The 21,447-nt window shown below is 37.9% G+C and carries 17 protein-coding genes and 1 pseudogene; 6 read left to right on the forward strand and 12 right to left on the reverse strand.

The genetic code is table 11. The features are described 5' to 3' along the window. The first annotated feature begins 249 nt into the window (after window positions 1-249). Genes MKZ14_RS13580 through MKZ14_RS13590 form a run of 3 tightly spaced genes read left to right on the forward strand, consistent with a single transcriptional unit; the run spans window position 250 to window position 2,759 of the window. Window positions 250-849 carry a glycosyltransferase family A protein gene (locus MKZ14_RS13580; RefSeq protein WP_016993848.1) on the forward strand — a complete coding sequence of 200 codons (600 nt, stop codon included), beginning with the start codon at window positions 250-252 and terminating at the stop codon, window positions 847-849. Window positions 850-879: 30 nt separating this feature from the next. Beyond that, complete coding sequence (locus MKZ14_RS13585; protein WP_339280111.1) at window positions 880-1,908, forward strand: polysaccharide biosynthesis protein; 1,029 nt, start codon at window positions 880-882, stop codon at window positions 1,906-1,908. Next, window positions 1,905-2,759 carry a sugar nucleotide-binding protein gene (locus MKZ14_RS13590; protein WP_339280112.1) on the forward strand — a complete coding sequence of 285 codons (855 nt, stop codon included), beginning with the start codon at window positions 1,905-1,907 and terminating at the stop codon, window positions 2,757-2,759. The genes MKZ14_RS13585 and MKZ14_RS13590 overlap by 4 nt, the downstream gene beginning before the upstream one ends. Before the next feature lie 47 nt (window positions 2,760-2,806). On the opposite strand, the gene MKZ14_RS13595 is transcribed toward MKZ14_RS13590, so the two are convergent. The 3 genes from MKZ14_RS13595 to MKZ14_RS13605 are packed head-to-tail and all read right to left on the reverse strand — an operon-like array spanning window position 2,807 to window position 6,268. Next, window positions 2,807-3,559 (reverse strand): alpha/beta hydrolase, encoded by a 753-nt coding sequence (locus MKZ14_RS13595; protein WP_036076626.1) that lies wholly within the window; start codon window positions 3,557-3,559, stop codon window positions 2,807-2,809. 24 nt (window positions 3,560-3,583) lie between these two features. Continuing rightward, the gene (locus MKZ14_RS13600) at window positions 3,584-4,822 is read right to left on the reverse strand and encodes a DNA polymerase IV (protein ID WP_312125387.1); all 1,239 of its coding nucleotides are present in this window, start codon (window positions 4,820-4,822) and stop codon (window positions 3,584-3,586) included. Window positions 4,823-4,870: 48 nt separating this feature from the next. Next, window positions 4,871-6,268: a PLP-dependent aminotransferase family protein gene (locus MKZ14_RS13605; protein ID WP_339280113.1), complete on the reverse strand. Its 1,398-nt coding sequence runs from the start codon at window positions 6,266-6,268 to the stop codon at window positions 4,871-4,873. Between the two features lie 128 nt (window positions 6,269-6,396). On the opposite strand from MKZ14_RS13605, the gene MKZ14_RS13610 reads away from it, so the two are divergent. Next, window positions 6,397-7,560 (forward strand): PLP-dependent aminotransferase family protein, encoded by a 1,164-nt coding sequence (locus MKZ14_RS13610; RefSeq protein WP_004231267.1) that lies wholly within the window; start codon window positions 6,397-6,399, stop codon window positions 7,558-7,560. A gap of 42 nt (window positions 7,561-7,602) precedes the next feature. Here the strand turns inward: MKZ14_RS13610 and MKZ14_RS13615 are convergent. The 7 genes and pseudogenes from MKZ14_RS13615 to MKZ14_RS13645 all read right to left on the reverse strand — a co-directional run. Further along, window positions 7,603-7,809: pseudogene (locus MKZ14_RS13615) on the reverse strand (cupin domain-containing protein); the annotation flags it as partial. Window positions 7,810-7,990: 181 nt separating this feature from the next. Beyond that, window positions 7,991-8,113, reverse strand: coding sequence for a hypothetical protein (locus MKZ14_RS13620; protein WP_004231260.1), 123 nt, complete (start codon window positions 8,111-8,113; stop codon window positions 7,991-7,993). Between the two features lie 360 nt (window positions 8,114-8,473). Beyond that, window positions 8,474-9,469, reverse strand: coding sequence for a biotin synthase BioB (bioB, locus tag MKZ14_RS13625; protein WP_339280114.1), 996 nt, complete (start codon window positions 9,467-9,469; stop codon window positions 8,474-8,476). Then, a complete protein-coding gene (locus tag MKZ14_RS13630; RefSeq protein WP_339280115.1) occupies window positions 9,466-10,059 on the reverse strand; it encodes a biotin transporter BioY in 594 nt (197 codons plus the stop codon). The genes bioB and MKZ14_RS13630 overlap by 4 nt, the downstream gene beginning before the upstream one ends. Continuing rightward, window positions 10,052-11,428: an adenosylmethionine--8-amino-7-oxononanoate transaminase gene (gene bioA / locus MKZ14_RS13635; RefSeq protein ID WP_258859927.1), complete on the reverse strand. Its 1,377-nt coding sequence runs from the start codon at window positions 11,426-11,428 to the stop codon at window positions 10,052-10,054. Before bioA ends, MKZ14_RS13630 begins: the two co-directional genes overlap by 8 nt. Beyond that, window positions 11,409-12,113, reverse strand: a complete 705-nt coding sequence (gene bioD, locus MKZ14_RS13640) for a dethiobiotin synthase (RefSeq protein WP_258859926.1) — start codon at window positions 12,111-12,113, stop codon at window positions 11,409-11,411. The genes bioA and bioD overlap by 20 nt, the downstream gene beginning before the upstream one ends. A gap of 191 nt (window positions 12,114-12,304) precedes the next feature. Then, the gene (locus MKZ14_RS13645; protein ID WP_339280116.1) at window positions 12,305-12,487 is read right to left on the reverse strand and encodes a DUF4177 domain-containing protein; all 183 of its coding nucleotides are present in this window, start codon (window positions 12,485-12,487) and stop codon (window positions 12,305-12,307) included. A 139-nt stretch (window positions 12,488-12,626) separates the two neighbouring features. Here MKZ14_RS13645 and MKZ14_RS13650 point away from each other — a divergent pair, with 139 nt between their 5' ends. Both MKZ14_RS13650 and MKZ14_RS13655 read left to right on the forward strand, forming a co-directional pair. Then, window positions 12,627-13,091, forward strand: coding sequence for a hypothetical protein (locus MKZ14_RS13650; RefSeq protein ID WP_016993858.1), 465 nt, complete (start codon window positions 12,627-12,629; stop codon window positions 13,089-13,091). Window positions 13,092-13,263: 172 nt separating this feature from the next. Then, on the forward strand, window positions 13,264-13,965 hold the full coding sequence (locus tag MKZ14_RS13655) for a response regulator transcription factor (RefSeq protein ID WP_016993859.1): 702 nt from the start codon (window positions 13,264-13,266) through the stop codon (window positions 13,963-13,965). A gap of 21 nt (window positions 13,966-13,986) precedes the next feature. Here the strand turns inward: MKZ14_RS13655 and MKZ14_RS13660 are convergent, their stop codons facing one another. Further along, window positions 13,987-19,119 carry an ATP-binding protein gene (locus MKZ14_RS13660; protein ID WP_339280117.1) on the reverse strand — a complete coding sequence of 1,711 codons (5,133 nt, stop codon included), beginning with the start codon at window positions 19,117-19,119 and terminating at the stop codon, window positions 13,987-13,989. A gap of 22 nt (window positions 19,120-19,141) precedes the next feature. Beyond that, complete coding sequence (locus MKZ14_RS13665) at window positions 19,142-20,809, reverse strand: HD domain-containing phosphohydrolase (RefSeq protein WP_339280118.1); 1,668 nt, start codon at window positions 20,807-20,809, stop codon at window positions 19,142-19,144. Window positions 20,810-21,447 lie beyond the last annotated feature (638 nt).

The following is a 21,447-nucleotide window of genomic DNA, read 5'->3' on the forward strand; positions in this document are numbered from 1 at the left end:
CTCTTTCTAAAAAAAGCGCTCTCGCTAGTTTATGACCTCTCTTGCTAAATGTGCTTATGTTAGTAAATTTTCTTCTTTCTTATGCCATATCTCTAGTAAACATAAAAATTCTATCTAAAAACACTCTCTTAAAAACATCCTAAAATAAGCAATTGCCTACAGTAGCACTACGTCTACGCATATTGTATTAAAGGATCTACTCAGTCACATGGAACAACTCTACTAATGAACATAGAATGGAGGGATCAGATGAAGATTAGTTTTTTATCACCTGCATTTAATAGCGAAGAATGGATCGTAACGATGCTTGATAGTATTCCAAAAGAATATGCCTATGAAATTATTGTGGTAGATGATGGTTCTACAGACAATACGCTAGCCATTTTACAGGATTATCAGAAAAACTGTGCAGCTTTAAAAATCATCGTTCATCCAACGAATTTAGGTGCGAGTGTTGCCTACAATCGCTGCATTGCAGAAGCAACAGGAGATTATATAGCCATCATCGATAGTGATGACCACTATTTACCTGCTATTCGCAATGTACTTGCACAAGTGGATGGCACATTTGATATTTACTATTACAACATGATTATTAAGAATGGCTTTGCTTTTATTAAAGATGAGTCCAACCGCTATTCCTTACCTGGGCAATTTAAGATTATCAGGAGAAGTTTAATTGGAGATGCGAAATTTACGATACGCAAAGATATTGCAGGAGATTGGGATTTTAATTGTGCCCTGATGGATAAAAATCCGACAAGTAAATATACTAACGAATTTGCTTATTGGTACAACTACCCTAGAGAAAACTCAGAATGTGACCTACATCAAAGAGGATTGAAATAATAGCATGCAGGAGGTGTAACGAACTATACAATGTTTACAGATAAAATATTATTGATTACTGGAGGCACGGGCTCTTTCGGGAACGCCGTATTAAAGCGATTCTTAAATACAGATATCAAGGAAATTCGGATTTTTTCAAGGGATGAAAAAAAGCAAGATGATATGCGAAAACACTATCAGCATACAAAAATTAAATTTTATATCGGGGATGTCCGCGATATTCAAAGCATTCACAATGCAATGTATAATGTTGACTATGTATTTCATGCCGCCGCTCTCAAGCAAGTTCCCTCCTGCGAATTTTTTCCCTTAGAAGCTGTGAAAACCAATATTTTAGGAACAGATCACGTACTAACAGCCGCCATTCAAGCTGGCGTCAAGAAAATCATTTGCCTGTCAACAGATAAGGCAGCGTACCCTGTCAATGCGATGGGTATATCCAAGGCAATGATGGAAAAAACGTTTATTGCAAAGTCACGAATGGTTGACCCTCACCATACCCTAATTTGTGGCACTCGATACGGTAATGTCATGGCTTCACGAGGCTCGGTTATCCCATTATTCATTGAACAAATAAAGGCTGGGAAACCTTTAACGATTACGGACCCTCATATGACACGTTTTATGATGAGCCTTGAGGAAGCGGTAGAATTGGTATTGTACGCATTCTCACATGCTCAAAACGGGGATATTATGGTGCAAAAATCACCTGCTGCCACAATAGCAAATTTAGCACAGGCTTTACTTGAGATCTTTCAAGCGAACAACGCCATGCAAATTATCGGAACACGGCACGGAGAAAAAATGTATGAAGTATTATGTACGAAGGAAGAGGCAGCAAAAGCTATTGATATGGGCCATTTCTATCGAATCCCCGTGGATAATCGGGATTTAAATTATGGAAAATACCTCGATGAGGGCTCTCCAAAAATTACATTAACGGATGAATATAACTCGAACAATACCCAACAATTAAGTGTGGCTGACATTAAAGTAAAGCTATTAACATTGCCTCTTATACAAGAAGAGCTCCTTCATTGGACAGGAGGAAAACCATGAAATTTTTAGTGCTCGGTGCTACAGGCATGGCTGGTCATACCATTGCCATTTATTTATGTGAACAAGGGCATGATGTAACAACATACTCTCGAACCCCTTTTCCCTATGGCAATAATAGAACAGGTGATGTGACAGACTCCCATTTTTTAAGGTCGCTACTACTAGACAATGAGGTAGATGTCGTCATTAATTGTATTGGTGTTTTAAACAATGCTTGTGAGGCTCATCCTGCCCAAAGTGTTTTACTGAATAGCTATTTACCGCATGCCATTGTATCTCTCCTTGAAAATCGTCACACAAAGCTTATTCATCTAAGTACCGACTGCGTATTTTCAGGCAAAAATGCTCCCTACTATGAAAATAGTGTACTAGACGGGGAAACCTTTTATGACCGCACAAAAGGTATAGGGGAAGTGAATAACGACAAGCACATAACATTTCGTAATTCCATAATTGGTCCTGATTTGAAAAAGGATGGCATCGGACTCTTCAATTGGTTTATGCAACAAAAAAGTCCCGTCTATGGCTATTCGGGTGCTATTTGGACGGGAGTGACAACACTTACTTTGGCTAAAGCCATTGAACGTGCTGCACAACAAGATTTAACAGGACTCTATCATCTCGTAAATACGACAAGTATTTCTAAACACGATCTATTGCATCTATTTAATAAACACTTCCTCAACAACAGCATTAAAATTCTTCCTCATCAGCTTGTTCATGTCAATAAAACATTAATAAATACAAGAAATGACTTCTCATTTAGTGTCCCTAGCTACGAGGAAATGATCATAGAAATGAAGGAATGGGTATTGCAGCATAAAGATTTATATCCTCACTATTTTCAATGATCCATACATCAGCTCCATTATGGATGACGATTCGTAATGGAGTTTCATTACCGAATAGCTGTCCCCTCTGGTAATTGACCATCCTTAATCCAATTCTCAACAAAGCGATTAAAAAATGCAGGCTGGGCTAATGATACGCCATGACCGATGTTCTTTAATAGCACGCCCTCACTATTTGGATGACTTCGCACAAGTGCTTTAGCGGACTTTTTCATGTTATTTTTCTCTTTGTCTCCCACTGTTATTAAAATCTTTCCTTGGGCTTTGTGAAAATCAGGGGGAATGGAAAACAACATATTTTCTCGCAAAATTTGAAGCAATGTATCTACTTTCATCGTGGCACTCTCTTGATAGTAACGCTCAAAATAATCTTCTTGGATATATAGAGCTTTTGCTTGAAGTTTCGCAAATGTTTTATTTTTTATAAGCGGAAATGACAGCCGAATAAACGGTTGAAGCATCCTTTCTACAGTAGGAGAGGGTATCACGAGCGCACTATTGATAATCGTAAAATCGATTAAACTAGGCTGTAGACTTAGCATTTGAATAGCGATTTGCGCTCCTAAAGAGAAACCAATTACTATAACAGGCTTTCCATTTGCTTTTTTCTCAATAAGCAGAAGAAGCTCTTTAGCACTTTGTTCAATGGAAAATGGATTGTGTGACATTAGCTCAGGTATAACACAGTGATAATGGGAAAAATGGTGAACTTGCTGATCCCACATCCACCCTCCAACGCCCCCTCCGTGAATAAACATCATGAAAGGATTGTTAGCATCCCCATACTCCTTGTATTGCATAGATACACCTACTTTCATTCTGTCTCATTCATGGTCATCTAAAAAATCTTTACTAAAGCTTGTTTGTGATTGATAGGAGGAACGTTTCCCTAAATCTACACCACGTTTGATAATCCCCTTGCCAAACCGTCCCTCAATTTCATCGACAAGCTTGAGAATCGGTTCATCTTTCGCATGCTCCTGAAAATCAAATATCGATAATTGCTGTGAATAATCTTTTCGATCCACCACATTGGAAACCGTTACACCAAGTAATCTTACAGGAGATTCATCCCAATGCTTATCAAATAAAGTACATGCAATGTCGTAAATGTCTTCATACCGATACAGGACATTGGACATTGTTTTTGAACGCGTATGATTATGCCAATCAGCATCACGAATTTGAATGCTCACAGTGGAACCTGCTAAGCGCTTGGCATCAAGTCGCTCCCCCACTTTCTTACATAGACCTTCGATTGTTTTATGAAGTGTACGAACATCTGTTACATCTTCTGGTAATGTTGTTGAATTCCCAACGCTTTTCGTATCAAAGATTGCCTCAGGATCGACCATGCGCTGATCCACCCCATTGGCTCTTGCTCGAAGCCGTACCCCATTCTTCCCTAAAATTTGCTTCATTTTAAATTCTTCTGTCTTAGCTAAATCACCGATTGTAAAAATGCCTTGTGCATTTAATTTTTTAGCTGTACTTGCGCCAATCCCATGCATGTTGACAACCTCACGATGCCATAACTGCTGTTCAATATCCCGTTTTCGTAGTACAGTAATCCCCATTGGTTTCTTCATATCAGAGGCTGTTTTTGCTAAAAATTTATTCGGTGCAATACCGATGGAACAAGGTAAATCCAGCTCTGTTAAAATGCGCGCTTGTATTTCCTGGGCAATACTTAAGGCATGTCGTTCCTTGCTTAGCTCAGTCACATCCAAGTAGCCCTCATCAATCGAAACAGGCTCTACTAATGGTGTATAGCTGCGAAGAATGGTGAACATCTCTTTAGATGCTTGACGATACTTTTGAAAATCTGGAGGTAATAACAATAGCTCAGGACATTTACGCTTCGCTTCATGAACAGTCATCGTTGTATAAATGCCTAGCGCCCTTGCTTCATATGAACATGTTACTAAAATGCCACGCCGCTCCTTTGGGTTTCCTGCAATCGCGAGAGGCTTCCCCTTTAAACTTGGATCATGTGCTTGCTCCACTGAAGCATAGAAACTGTTCATATCCACATGCAAAATAACGCGCCCTTTATGCGCCATGTTCATCACCTCGTTTCTTTCTTAGCCTTATTATACGCCCCATAACCTCTAATCAACAAATGCATAATCACCATTACTTTCGAGGAGGTCCTTTAAAATAATTAACGCTTGCTCAAGTTGAGATTCTGGCGCTGCAATGGCTAAACGAACGGCATTGACAGGCTTTGTATTCCCTACGGCAAAGCGTTCCGCTGCATAGACTTGTACACCAGCTTTCGAAGCTAACAATTCAAATTGAACACCCGTAAATTTGTCAGGCAATTGGAGCCACCTAAAAATACATTCCTCATCCCCTAATATGTGATAATCCCCTAAATACTGATCGACAAGCGCATTTTGCTGCTTGGCATATGCTCGGTGTTTTTCTAATATCGTTTGGGCAACACCTTCATGGATTAATCGTGCTGCAAGCTCCAGCATGATAGGAGAAACAGAAATGTTGATATTATAGAGTGTCTCCATTATTTTTTTACGTAGCGCAGGCGGTGTCACAAGGAAGGATAATCGTAAACCAGGTGATAGTGTTTTAGATAGGCTAGCAATGTAAATAACCTTATCAGGTGCATAAGAAGCAATCGGAGCAAGCGGTTGCTCCTTGAGAAAGCTATAGATAGCATCCTCGATTACAAGCAAATCCTTCTGTCTTGCCACGTCTGCAATCATTTTTCTTGTTTTTACTGACATCGTATGGGTCGTTGGGTTATGAAAATCAGGGATCACATAGATTCCTTTGATATGCTCATTTTTACAAGCATATAGTAATCCTTCTTTTGTCATTTCACCCTGACATTGTTGGATAGCCACAAGCTGGATACCAAGCATATTTGCAGCTGTTTTAATGCCTGCATAGGTAATTGGATCTGTACCAATGCGGTCGCCTGGCTGAAATAAAGCTGCAAGGGTTCCCACAATGGCATTTTGTCCGCCTGCTCCTAGAAGAATAGGCTGGTCTGTTTGAAAATTTACTAGTTCGAGTAGCTTCATCACGGCTTCGTTTTGCCATGCATTGCCCTCAGGTCGTCCATATTGAAATAGCATGCTAAAACTAGGTTCGTTTATCATTTTCTTCATAAAGCGTGTAATATCATCATTAACAAAATTATCTGGTAAAACAGAGCCCATTTCAATGATAGGTGTGGCATGGTTGGTTGGCAGTAACATTTTATTGCTAGCCGCATCTGTTGAAACGAATGTACCGCTGCCAATTGAGGCATAAATTAATCCTTTTTGGCCACAGAGCTTAAAGGCTCTTGTAATCGTACTCAAATTCACATCTAAAAAATCAGCTAATTCGCGCTGCGGTGGCAATTTTGTGCCTGGTACTAGCTTTCCATCCTTAATATCTTGTTCTAACTGATGTGCGATGGCTATATATAACGGAGCAGATATATTGCTAATATCCGGCTTCCAACTCATGGGATACTCGTCAAATGAATTAATAGGCATTCACTAGGCCCTTCTTTCTCTTAATTTGCATACAATAGTTTAATTGTCTTGCATACAATGATAATATTGTATGCACACGATGACAATGATATAATTTTTAAAAAATCAGAAAAAAAGGACCGATAATTATGCAATATTCTGAAAGAATCTTAAAAACACCATCCTCATTTATTCGAAATATTTTAAAAGTGACAGATGCAGAGGACGTTATTTCCTTTGCAGGTGGGCTTCCAAACCCTATCTCTTTCCCGATTGATGCATTGAGAGCATCGGTAGACCATGCTATTACAGTAAATGGCAGCAGGTTATTCCAATATTCATCCACACAGGGTTATGCACCATTGCGCGAATATATTGCCGCGAAATATCAACGTCTCCATGGACTTGATGTACATGCTGACGATGTCTTTATTACTACAGGTTCACAGCAAGCGCTTGAACTTATTGGTAAAGTACTTATTAATAAAGGCGATGGCATTATCATCGAAGAGCCGGGTTACCTAGGAGCCATCCAAGCCTTTACTTTAACAGAGCCAACTTTCCATGGTGTTACACTAGAAAATGATGGTCTTAACTTAGAAGAGTTAGAGCGTGCTCTACAACAACCAAATGTAAAATTCATTTATACGGTGCCGAACTTCCAAAACCCAACAGGACTCACATATTCGAAGGAAAAGCGTGAGCAAATTTGCGAAATAGTGGCAAAATACGATGTTGCTTTAATTGAGGATGATCCGTACGGGGAGCTACGTTTCCAAGGGGAGCCACTTCCATATATCGGTGCTGGTAAATTAGAAAATAGTATTTTACTAGGTTCTTTCTCTAAAACGGTCACACCAGGCATGCGTCTTGGCTTTATTATCACAAAAAACAAAGAGCTTTTACAGCATATTGAAACAGCGAAGCAAGCATCTGATCTTCATACGAATATTTTTTCACAATATGTTATCTACGATTACTTAGCAAGTAATGATTATACAGAACATGTAAAGAAAATTATTGCTTTATATAAAAATCAATCGGATGCGATGCTTGATGCGATGCAGGAGTTTTTCCCTGCCCATGTTGAATACACACGACCTGAGGGTGGCATGTTCATTTGGGCGACAATGAAGGACGGTACACCGGCCCTTGATGTATTCAATAAAGCGATGGAACAAAAGGTAGCCTTCGTGCCTGGCGATCCATTCTATACATCAAAAACGAATGTGAATACAATGCGCCTTAACTATACAAATGCAACACCTGAAGTCATCCGTGAGGGAATTAAACGGTTAGCTAGTATTTTATAAAACGAAAACGTATAAACGCTGTGAAAAGCGTTTATACGTTTTTTAATGTGGATAGTAAATAGTCATACTAAGTCGTGTTATTGTACTACCTGGATTGCTGTATGTGTGTGGATGGTCAGCCTTAAATCGTATAGCATCACCCTTTGTTAATCGATAATCCGGATCCTGTATATGGATGATTAATTCCCCATCAAAAACGGTTATATATTCCTCCGTTCCTTCTCTATGGGCCTCAGCGTCTAACGTTCCATTTGGTGTAATCAGTACATTTAGTTGGGCGTTATGTGGCTCCGTTTTTCAAAAGGTTCTACAGCAATATCGAAAGCCGTATAACATCATCATGGCACTATTATTACTGTACAGTGCTGTTTCCATTGTTGTACATTAAAAAAACAGCCCTCTGTCGGTAGAGGGCTGCTTTAGCAGCAACTTATTTTGTATACGTTAAAACGGCATTTTTCTTGAATTTTGCTAAAGCTTCTGTTGCCTCATTCTTGCTTGCATACTCAAAAATTCGAACGTCCTTTTTATCAAAAACTGTAATAACCCACATGTGAAAAGCTCCCTTCACTCATTATTTTTGTAATATAACAACCACTAAAATTTGTGATACGACTCATCAACTGTTTTATAACAATTCCTTACTTGATTCTTATTTTACGCTGATTTTTTCAAAAAGAAAGCTTTATGTGAAGGTCTTCACAAACTGTTCAATTTCAAAACGCTTTCATTGAACAATTTGTGAAAACCTTGATTTTATAGGTATATCAACAGCCAGTGATGTCAGGTCTATCCATCACTTTTCAATTTTTATCCACTACCTTTCACAGCCTATCCGTCTCTTTTCATCTACAGCAAAAAACCGTACAAAAGTACGGTTTTTGCTGTAGTAGTAGATTTCTATTTCATAAGATTAACAAAATACTTCTTCTTGCTTACGTGTTAATTCAATTTCGAAGCCCAAATCCTCAAGCATGCGATAATCATTATTCGCTTCTTGTCCAGCTGTTGTTAAATAATCCCCTACAAAAATGCTATTAGCTGCATAGAGACCAAGTGGCTGAAGTGAGCCTAAATTGATTTCACGACCACCCGAAATACGGATTTCCTTTGTCGGATTGATGTAGCGGAACAACGCTAAAACCTTTAAACAATAGCGTGGGTTTAAATCCTTTGTCCCTTCTAGCTTTGTGCCATCAATTGCATTTAAAAAGTTTACAGGAATAGAATCAGCGTCCAATTGATGGAGGGCGCGTGCAATATTGACGACATCCTCTTTTGTTTCCTTCATCCCAATAATGGCACCCGAGCAAGGTGAAATTCCATGCTTTTTCACAATCTCTACCGTATTGACACGATCCTCATATGTATGTGAGGTCGTGATGAAGGAATGATGACGTTCCGATGTATTTAAATTATGATTGTAGCGATCCACCCCCGCTTCCTTTAGTTGCTGTGCCTGTTCTTCTTTTAGTAAGCCAAGACAGGCACAAACCTTCAAGCCATACTTTTCTTTTATTTCAGCAACCGCCTCACTCACGACATTGACATCCTTACGTGTTGGCCCACGACCACTGGCTACAATACAATACGTCCCAATCTTATTGTCAAACGCTCGTTTTGCACCTGCTAAAATTTCCTCTTTTGTAATAAATGGGTATTTCTCAATAGGAGCCGTTGATTTAGAGGACTGGGAGCAATAGCCACAATCCTCGGGGCAATATCCGCTTTTGGCGTTCATAATCATATTCAATTTAACTTTTTTACCATAATAATGACGACGAATCGTAAAAGCACCATCCATAAGCTGTAATAGCTCATCATCCTCACTATTTAATATGGCAAGTGCCTCTTCATTGCTAATGATCTTTCCAGCAATAACTTCTTGTGCTAATTGGTAATAATTCATATTACATTCTCCCCCTCTACGTGTGAAAATTTCACATTTCTTGCTGACTGAAATACTTTATACAAGCGCTCAGCTAATAGCGCTGATGTAATAGCTAAGCAAAAATCAGCGACAATACTACTTAAAAAGCCGACAACAAACACATGTGACCAGCTTGACTTCATATCTAACCAGAAATTCAATGCTACATACAAATAAGGAACAGCCACAGCATAAATAATAACCAGCCCAATAATGGTTGCTGCGATAAAATGCTTTTTCGTTGGCGTCTCAATCCTTTCAATGATGAACCCAATCACATAGGCGGCTAGGGCAAAGCCAATCAAATAACCAAAAGTTGGCTGTAAGACATATGTGATACCACCACCCTGTGTAAAAACAGGTAAGCCTACTAAGCCCACACCGATATAGACAAGTTGACTATAAAAACCATTCCGACTACCCAATAAACAGCCTGCTAAAAATACAAAAACAATTTGTAATGTAAAGGGTACGACAGGCAATGGAATTTTAACAAAAGCGCCGATTGCTGTTAGAGCAGCAAACATGGCAATCATAACAAGCGCTAATGTTTGATGTCGCTTACCCAACCTTAGCCCCCCTGTCCTGGAAAAATTGTTCGATTGTCTCTTTCGTTGTATGAATCATAAATGACATTTCCTCTTCAGAAATAATATAAGGTGGCATAAAATACAGAACATTGCCGAGCGGCCTGATGAGTAAGCCTTTCGTTAAAGCCCGTTGATAAATTTGATAGCCGATACGCTCCTCACTGGCGAACGCTTCCTTTGTCCGCCGGCTTTTCACTAGTTCAATCGCCCCCACTAAACCAACTTGTCGGTATTCACCCACATAAGGCATATCACAAAAAGCCTCCATGGCTAACGCTCGCATGTATTGTCCCTTGTGCTGAATCATCTCCATCACTTGTTCCTCTTGAAACATTGTTAACACTTCCAGTGCCACACGACAGGCCAATGTATTGCCTGAATAGCTATGCGAATGTAAAAAAGCCTTCATTGTTCCGTAATCATCATAAAAAGCGTCATAGATTTGCTGCGTCGTTAAGACAACAGATAAAGGTAAGTAACCACCAGTTAGCCCCTTTGATAAACACATAAAATCTGGCATGATATCCGCCTGTTCACAGGCAAACAATGTACCTGTCCGACCGAACCCTACAGCAATTTCATCTGCTATGAAGTGCACATCATAGTGTGAGCACAATGCCCGTAAGCGCTGTAAATAGACAGGCGGGTACATTTTCATACCTGCTGCAGCCTGAATTAATGGTTCAATAATAACTGCCGTGATTTCCTCATGATGAGCTTGAAGTTGTTCCTCGACAAATTGACTACATGGTGCCTTACAGCTTGCTGGGTCTTCCTGAAATGGACAGCGGAAGCAATCTGGCCCTTTGGCACGCACCGTATCTAATAACAGAGGCTGGTAAACTTCATTGTAAAGCCCTACCCCTCCCACAGATAAAGCACCAATGGTTTCTCCGTGATAGGCATCCGTCAAGGCAAGAAAGCGCTTTTTTGTTGGTTTCCCTGTCTGCATATGGTATTGAAAGCTCATTTTCAATGCGACTTCAATAGCAGATGAGCCATTATCGGCAAAAAAGACTTTATGTAATCCCTGTGGTGCTAGCGCGGTTAATTTTTCAGCCAATTGTATAGCTGGTTCATGTGTAAAATTAGCAAAGATCGTATGCTCCAATGTAAATGCTTGCTCACTTAAAGCCTGGCTAATACGCGGATTGGCATGTCCAAATAAATTAACCCACCAAGATGATACAGCATCCAAATAACGCTGATCATGTTCGTCATAAAGCCACACACCTTGCCCCTTTTTTATGACGATTGGTGGAAATGCTTCATAGTCCTTCATTTGCGAGCATGGATGCCAAACATGACGTAAATCTCTTACCTGTAAATCAGTTAATGCTTGTTTCATAGTTAAATAGCCTTTCAAACAGTGTGGTGTGTGTGATGGCATAATCCATTAGCTGTGACAAATTTTGTAGCTGTGGAATAATTGCATAGGGCAAGGGATGGTACTGTAAAATCGTTTGTATATTATCTTGCTCCATACTGCTGCCCGTGTCCCCATTAAACACCATACCAAGAACGTCAACTTGACGAGAGCGCAATGCCTCTATTGTTAATAATGTGTGATTGATCGTCCCTAGGGATGTCCTTGTAACAAGCACTACTGGCAGCTTGCTACTCACGATGACATCAAGCAGCGTCATTCCATTGGGGGCAGTAAGCGGAACAAAAAGCCCACCCGCTCCCTCACATATCACAACATCATAGGATGCTTGTAATAATTGAATACGCAATAATAGCTCATTGGCATCAATTTGCTGCCCCTCCAGTTGCGCAGCAAAATGTGGCGATGCAGCTTCTCTAAATGAATAGCTATTAAGGTGCTCTTGTTGAAGCTTTTGTAAGGAATACTTTTCATACATGGCTGTATCATAATAATAGCCACGACCATTTTCGTATACCTCTCCTGTTTGCACAGGCTTGTATGGTGAAACTTTCAAGCCTTGTTTTTGTAAATGACACATCAACATGGTGGTGACAATTGTTTTCCCAACATCCGTATCTGTACCGACAACCCAAAAATGTTGCATTGTTAACCTCCCTCTTTTAAGTTAACCATTAACACTATTTAAGTTAACACATATATTTTTGTTTTGTAAATGCTATTTCTATATTTTTCTGAATACACTATTTTTGTTGATAAAAACAGCAAATTTTGTATTAAAATAAGAAAACGCTACACTCCCACCATTTAAGGCAAGAATCTAGCGTTCATTGATAGTTATGATAATAATCTCTCAAAAATGATTTCATAGTCTGTTGGTTTCCCCTGTCCTTTATAAGCAATCGGCAATACTTGCACTAAACGCCAACCTTGCTTAGCGTATTCTTCGATTGTTTTCCGATAGGTAGATTCCTGAAAAAAGCTACCTAATTGTGTTTGTACAAATTTATACGCATACATTGACTCACCCCCTGTACATCTTTACGTAACTGCTGAGTCAAGGTTTCAATAATTAGTAGGTTCTCGCTTTTGAATATTATGATTATTTTAAAGGATTTTAATCTTCACTCGTAGTATTAAACTACATGGGGGTGGTAGTATGTTTGGCATTTTTAAAGAACCAGCGAAGATCATCGATACATATGAACAAGTGCATTCAATTTTAAAATCATTACTTACCTATGAACTAAGAGAATTACCAAATCGTTATGAATTTTGGTATCGTGTGGCCATTCGTCAGGAGGAGTTTCGAACATTACAGGCAGAGCATCGTGCAAAAATTTCAATGACTTCTGCCGTAGGACGTTTTCATCAAACACAATATGAAGTGTTGTCACAGAAATTAGCAAAGTTTGAACGCCTATCCGATATTTATAAACTATTTTGTATTGAAGAAGAACGAGAGCTATTAAACCATCGTCTCTCTTTTCATCAAGAAACGATTGCTGCTATCTATGACCATGTTCAACATAAAGAGCTTTATATGTACAGTGATAGTGTTCAACAGCAATTTTGGGAGGCCATCCGTGATGATCTACTCCATGCTATCGCATACCTAGATTAATTTTTTAGAGACTTCATTTTCTCATCGGAAATAGAAGTCTCTATTTATTTTGTAAACTCGCATGATTATTTTGACTAGGGCTATGAGGGATTCTAAAATCATTCGACTTCTAAGTCTTCTAATTCCCAACCTAGACAAAAGTTGGTATATTTGAAATAGGAAGGTGATAGATATGTCGAACGAGAAAATTTTAATAGTGGAAGATGATATAGATATTATGGAGGTTTTATCACTCACACTAGCAAATGCTAACTATAGTGTATTAAAGGCATCATCTCTATCCAGTGGCTGGCACCTCGCTGTCACGCAACAGCCAGATTTAATCTTGTTAGATGTTAATCTACCAGATGGAACAGGCTTCGAGTTAGCCAAAAGAATCCGGGATGTGTCGGATGTCATTATCATTTTTGTGACCGTCAATCATCTAATTGAACAGAAGCTTGAGGGCTTTGAGGTGGGGGCAGATGATTATTTGACAAAGCCATTTATTCCAAAAGAATTATTGGCCCGTATCCAAGCAAATTTAAAACGGAGAAACCCATCAAAGAAAAGTAATATTGTACATATTGATAATTTGTCCATACATTTAGATGAGAAAAATGTTTATAAGGATGGACAGCTTTTAAATTTATTTACGAAGGAGAAGCTGCTCCTCTTTTTTCTAATTGAGCATGCGAATCAAGTGATTAGTGTTGATCAACTCATTGATCATGTTTGGGGCTATGACGGTGTCACTGATTTGAAAACTGTATCTGTCCATATTAGTACGCTTCGTCGTAAAATTGAAGATATTCCCTCAAAGCCGAAATGGATTCAAACAGTGAGAGGTTTTGGCTACCAATTCGTCTATAAAAAAGAGAGTGGTGAGAAGTAAGAAAACACTCACCACCCCTTCTTAATTTTTTACCAATACCTTAACTAGTGGTAATGTAAAGCTAAATATGCTTCCTTCATTTTCAAGACTTTCAACAAAAATCTCACCATTATGCTGGTGAACAATATGTTTACAGATCGCTAAGCCAATGCCGTGCGAATGTGCTTCATGGATGTTAGTTGCACGATAATAGCTATCAAAAATAAAGGGAAGTTCACTCTCAGCAATTCCAATGCCACTATCTGCTATCGAACAAATCAAGTGCTTGTCCTCTACATGGATGGACACTTGAATTCCACCATTTGATGTATATTTCATTGCATTGGTCATGATATTTTCAATCACTTGATTGATTCGCGTTTTATCAATCAGTAACTGGGCTTCTTCATGACCAAAAAAGTGCGCACTGTATGTTAATCCTGATTGTTTTACTTCATCCTCATAACGGGTTGCCATTTGTAAAAATTCCTTCGCCTTTACCTCTGTAAAAGAAAATTCTGCTCTACCAGCTTCTAGATTTGCTAAATCAAACAAATCTTGTATTAAGCTATTTAATGATAGTAGCCTTTCTTTGCTTCGTATTAAATATTTCTTTCTGGCTACTGGGTCAACTATCACGCCCTCTAGCATTAGTTCTATATACCCTAATGTAGAGGTTAGCGGTGAGCGTAATTCATGGGAAATACTATGCAAAAGTTTTTTACGTTCCAGTTCATTTTTTTCTAAACGTTCATTCATTTTTATCAAATGCCGATTCGTCTCATCTAGCTCCCTAGTACGCAACTGAACACGTTTTTCTAAATCTCCATATATTTTTGCATTTTCAAAAGAAACGGCAATTTGAGCAGCGATCACTTTCAATAGCTGAACATGAGATGGATGGAAGGCATTCGTCATTAAGGTATTTTCAAAATACAATATCGAAATAATTTCATTTTGATGGATAATTGGTAGGCAAAGAATAGATTTAGCCGTTGAATAGGAGAAAAAAGGATGCTGTGGTTTTTGTGCATTGTCGATAATCACATGCTCTTTACTATTATAAACATAGCGTATAATCGATTGCATATTCGCATTAAAATTCTCCATACTTTGTTGATCATACATCGTAAATGTTTTTTCCGCAGCTTCTGCCTTTGCTAACACCAATAATTCCTGCTGCTGTTTATGAATGAAATAGCCACTATTTGCCCCCACGTGCTTTAACAGGGAAAACAATATTTTATACAGTAATTCTTCCATACGGATGGCTGTTGCAAAAGATTGAGTCGTCTCAAAAACCGTCATCATATCAAACGAGAGTGATTCTCTGCTCTGATTTTCCAGTTTGCGATGCACTTGATAATCTCTTGCCCATCTTCTAGCAACTGTTTCTGCTCCCCAAGTTTCAATATTTTGAATACCATTCAGTATATAATGCCTTGCCGTTTTCTTTTGCTGTTTTGCGAGATAATAGTTTGCAGCTCGTTCATATGCTAGAGCTGTATCCTGGACAAAACCATTCATACTTGCTAATCGTATTGCTCGGTCATAATAGAGTTCTGCCTCATTGTCGTTGTTGTGTAAACGGTAATTCTCTGCCATTAATAAAGCATAGAGATGCTCATAGTTTTCTGGAGAATAAGCAGCCCATTTCTTAAATTTTTTGAGGCTTTGACGTATATCCGTTAAAAACAACCTCTGCTCTTGTACCTGACAATTTTGACTATGCAGAAAGTGAAATTGCCACATGGCTCGATAAAAATAATAGACCGTGGTGATTGGTAATGTATAAGTCTCCTTACTTAGCTTCTTTAATTCAACCAGAATCGCTTTCCCTTGTTTTTCATCAGCTAATAAAAAGGACATTTGTAAACGTACTGAATAATGCATGATTTTAATAGCAGGCTGATCCTGTATTGTGATAGGACAAGCCCAATGTACAGGATGGTGAGGATAGCGTAGGATATTCATCCATCTCCCCATTTCGGCTAAAAAGTCAATCGAAAGGGTACTTGCATGAATAGAAAATTCCTCTTGTTGTCGTCTAATTTCTTGTTGTAAATCCTCTAGGGCACCCCCCTGAATAAGTCGTATCGCGACAATAAAACATGAAGCTGAGGATACTAAATGATATAAGCCGAGCTCCTGGCTTTTTGCTTGAGCCTCGTTAATATATTGAATACTGGTTTCATAGGGTTCTGTCCAATGGCTGATAAACACGCCATACACATAATAAGTATGGCCCTTGATATATATGCTTTCTTGGTTATCTGCAACAATGATAGCAAGTTTGCCAAAGCGAGTGGCTTCTTTTATATTGGTAAAGCCTGCATTTAAAAGCAAAGCATAGTTAATCAATACCATGCCGCTTTTCGATGTAGTGCCATACTTCAACTGTAAACGCAGCCCTTTCATTAAAAGAATGCCTGTTAAGTTAGGATTTAATAGGAAAGCACTTGCCGTCATATTAATAATTAAATGAATCAAAATATCAATTTCTTTACTATTCGTTGGTGGATGCTGCAACAAGTCTTCGTCAGACATATGTCGCAATGCCCATTTCAACAATAGATACTCTTTTAGAAGCTGTGACTTTTTAGGATAAGCTGAAATTTTAAGATTCGCAACTTGAAAACCTGCCAAGCCTGCTTCTAGACCAATAATAGGGTTATCGGACTCAATGTATAATACCGTTTTCAAATTGTTAATCATCAGTTTTTCTAATTTTGTCTCTGCATGCTGCAAAGCCTCTGTTAAATGCCTTTCCGATTGTTCGTAGTGGCCGGTTAAATATTCACATTCACCTAAATTTGCATATAATTTAACCGACTGCTCTCTCCTAGTCTCCCAATGATCAGGCGTCAATAGTTCTTTACTAGTTGTAAAAAATTTTAGCGCATTATCAAAGAGCCCTATTCTTTTAGCCTCAATACCGAGTTGATAATTCCAGATAGCCAACTTTTGCTTTTCTTCCCCAGTCAATAAGTGACGACTGTAATTGAAATGCATGACGATTTCGCTTAATCGATCATGATCTGCAGCTATTTGAAAGTCATCTGTTAAAAGCTGGCCAATTTGATAATGAAATTTTGCACGCAATTGCCCTGATAATTCCTGATAAGCTACTTGTTGAATACGATCATGGACAAATCGAAATTTGGTAGAAAATGTATGCAAAATACCTTCATGCTCTAATGTGCTTGCCCATTTATAATGGGCATCTAATGGAATAATAAAGCCATTTTCAACAAGTGTTTCCAGGTGTTTTAATAACGCTTGAGCTGATAAGGACACCAGCTTTAAGACATCTGTAAATTCAAAGCGCTGACCAAAGCATGCAGCAATTCGTAAAATCTCATGGGCTTCTGTTGTTAAATTAGCCATTCTAGTTTCAATAAAGGCAAGTAGCTCGTTATTTAAACGCGATAAATTAAATTGCTTACGATTAAACTCCCATTCTTTTGTTGTTGCATTAAAATAAATCGTGTTATCTTGCTGGAGTGAACGAAACACTTCTTTCACAAATAACGGATTTCCTTTGGTCAAATTAAATAATTGCTTGGCAATGATCTGTATGGTATGTGGCTTTGCATGGAAAGACGCCTCTAACCATTGTTGAACATGTTGCTCCTGAAGCAAGGGTAAATGGATATGATGACCGTTCGAAAAACTAGGAGTTCTTTGCGGATTTTCTTCCTCAGCGCTGTCCTTATTCACTCGGAATGTACCAATCATCATAAAGTATCCTGCTCGGTGCTGCTCAAAAATTTGGGTCATAATTTCAATCGTACTTTGATTCGCCCAATGCAAATCATCTACAAACCATATAACTGGTTTCTTCTGCATAGCAAATGTTAATAAAATTTTTTGAATCGATATAAACGTATAGGAATGGAGCTGTTTTGTATTTTGGCGCACTTCTTTTTGAAAGTGTATTTCCTCCTTCACAAACCATTTGAGTTCAGGTAATAGATGGATAAGTTCATCTGTCACAACTAATTTAACCTCTTGAAATAATTTTTTCCATAAATGGACAGACCTTTCCCCTTCCATATAAATAAATTTCAATAAGCTCCTTAAAGGATGGATGACAATGGAATAATCATTTTCTAGTTGCAATTGCTCATACTTAGTCGTAATAAAATAGCCCTTTGCGGCCGCAATTTCACCCTTTAGTTCTTGAACTAACTTGGATTTTCCATACCCTGCTTGTCCTGATATAGTAACCATCTTTTTGTCACCTTTTGCAACCTGACGAAAAATAGAGGAAAGCTCTGCGAATTGCGATTCTCTCCCATACAGCTTAGTAGACAGTCCCATATTCAGATGCAAATCCTGTTCACCAAGCAGGAAATTTTCAAGCGGTTCGTTTACTAAAAGTTTCTGTTGGATATGTAGTAAATCCTCTCTCAAACCAATGGCACTTTGATAACGATCAGCTGGATTTTTAGCTAATAGCTTTTCAATAATTTCCCAAAGCAAAGAGTGATAGCGACTGTCTATACTCACCAATGCTTCTGGTTTTTTGGTGATGATTTCATAAATCAAATCGACGGCATCGTTTGCTTGAAAAGGCAATTGCCCCCCCAATATTTCGTAAAAAATGACGCCCAGTGCATATAAATCTGTCCGATAGTCTACCTCTAAATGAAGTCTGCCCGTTTGCTCAGGTGCATAATAGGGTAGCTGTTCTAGTCGTTCATAGGGATTTTCAATCACAACTGGAGATTCTACATCATATTTTGTACTAAATTCAGAGCTTAATAGTTTTATTTTTAAAGAATTAGGATTGATTAAGATTTGATTAGGATGTAGGTGTAGGTAAAGTAAACCACTTTGTTGCATTTTCATACATATATTGACAAGGTCAATCGCAATCTGTAGAAATTGATGCAAAGAAATCAAGTTATTACTGAATTGCTTTAAGGGGACTCCATTAAAATTTTCATAGATGATGGCATATTGATCATCTATATAATCAATAGCAATTGGCTTTAATAACCAAGGATTTTGCTCATTCGAAAACAAAGAAAATTCATATTGTAGTTTGGCTCTTGTCTCTGCTGAATTATGATGAACACTTTTTACCAGTACCAGATTGTTAAATTTCTTCATATACATTCTTTGTAGATGCCAATCTTGACTAGACTGTAAAAGAATACAATCATTCACACACAAACCCTCCTCTTCAATGCTAGTTGTTTATTATCTTTGTAACCGCTTTATATTTTTGCAACGCTACCTTTATATTTATTTGTTTAATTGATTGTCCAGCAAAGCTAAAAACGAGACTCTCTAACTTCTTTGGTGTAATATGATAGAGCTCCAATTTTCGGTTTGTACCAATTAATGGGTTATATTCCTCTTCAAATGAACAGATGACAGTCGCTTCACAATAGTCTGCGATTCGCAATAACTCCTCTTTGCTTGTTGTAGTGTCTATCATAATAGGACAGATTCCCTTTACATAAAAAACACCTTCTAGTAAAAGTAAAGGAATACTTGCTCGTAGATTTTGATCGACTAGAAAGATGGCAGAGCTTTTTGTTTTCGTATCTTTTCGTAAATGGAATATAGCCTTGTTTAATAACCCTCTTAACTTTACTCGTACATTTTCTAACATTACTTGTTCTTTGAGCACATCAAAGATTTGGTATACGGGGATATAAATTTTTGTGATGCATTCAGAAATGGTGTGTTGCTCAACTAGCTTATTATAATATTTCTCCATTAAATGCGCTTCGCCTTTTATTAAATACTCAGAAAATTTTCGGAACAACTGATCCGGTGTTTCTACATAATATGTAATAAGCTTCTCAATTTTTATTTGAAGATTTACTGGTAACGCAAAAATTGTATTCGAATCTAATCTTCTAACCGTAGGAAGAAGCGGGAACATAAGATTGACATGTTCTACTAAAGCATGCGTTCCATCTGACAAAAGGACAATGGACTTTTCTGGATAGATACCAATAAAATCAACAAATTTAGCCAAAAGCTTTTCGTCTAATAAATGCTTTTCTTTATAGATAGTAGCTATAGCTTCTGCAGCCCCTATTTCCTGTTTATAGGGGCGATTCATCGTGATAGCCGAGTAGATATCAATCAGCTGTAGTAATAATACTACCTTTGGAATCTCTTTTCCTGCTAATCCATCTGGATAACCAGAGCCATCGATCCGTTCATGATGTAATTTTGCCAAAAAGGCAATGGATTCAAGTCCAAGTTCCTTTAATAGGTCATAGCCAAGCTGTGTATGCTTCTGCATGATAGTAAATTCTTCCACAGTTAGTTTCTCCTCTTTCGATAAAATTTCATGTGGAATATTTAATTTACCAATATCATGAAATAAAAAGCCTAATGCATAGTGCTCTAAATGAGAAATACCTTCTTTTTTCGCAAATAATGTACCAAGTGTAAATACGTCAAGCGCATGCATATAAGTATATTCATCATATTTTTTTAGTGTCTGCAATAGCCTTCGATAGCTTAGATTCTCCATATACGTTTCAAATAAATCTCGCACAAATACGATATCAGCCATATTTTTTAAAGCATGACCATATCGTCTCTCCGTACTCAATGCTGCTAGTGCTTGCAGAAATTTAGGCATTTCATCCCATTCACTACTTACCAAAGAATTTTGTTGCGGTTGTACTGTAATAGACTGTATTTGATTAACCTCTTTGTCTATTGGCACTTCAATATATACATGTTGAACATTACGGTTTTTTAATAATGTAATAATACGTGCTGTTAATACACTTCCCTTTTTCATTAGCATACGATTTTCAACATATAGATCTTTCCCTAAAACAAAGCCTTCCTGTAAATCAGCAATCTTTCTTGGAACTACCTTCAAAATAAACACTCCTTCTATTTTAGTACATTAAAACTATAAAATCCGAAGGTTAAAATTAGGTTAAATAGTATTCATCACTTTTACTAATACAGGATAAAATAATCATATTATAACGAATCACTAGGTCCTTTGTTGTTAAAATGCAATCTCCAAGCTAAGTAAATTGAATATTTTATTAAACTATAAGGAATGGATTTCTCCCTTTCCTAACAGATGAGATGATAATCAGAAGTAAAGACTTTTTATCCAGAAAGCATTGCTAAAAATCAATCAATAAAAAAATAGTCAATGTTTTAATCACAAAACATTGACTATTTCATGTTGTTAAATAAAGTTGATGTCAACGGCAGAAAAAGCAACTTTGCAAGGTGAGAGGTTGATTTTCTTTTCCGCCAGCGTCCGATATGCCGCTTCACTCACGCCATTCGCTCCAAGACTCCTCTGTGACGCTGGCTCCATTACAATCAGCCATTCTGCACAAGTGTTATTTTTATAGAGAAGTAATGCGTGACAAACCTCCCCATAAAGAGTTGCGAACACTTTACTTTATTTGAAAACCAGGGCAATATTTTTATGGGGTGAAATGGAAGGCTACTTGACTCCCATATGAAAACAAGTAGCCTACAACGGAAATCCAT

Origin of the sequence: Lysinibacillus sp. FSL P2-0066 (assembly GCF_037969495.1) — a bacterium.
Classification (GTDB): domain Bacteria; phylum Bacillota; class Bacilli; order Bacillales_A; family Planococcaceae; genus Lysinibacillus; species Lysinibacillus boronitolerans.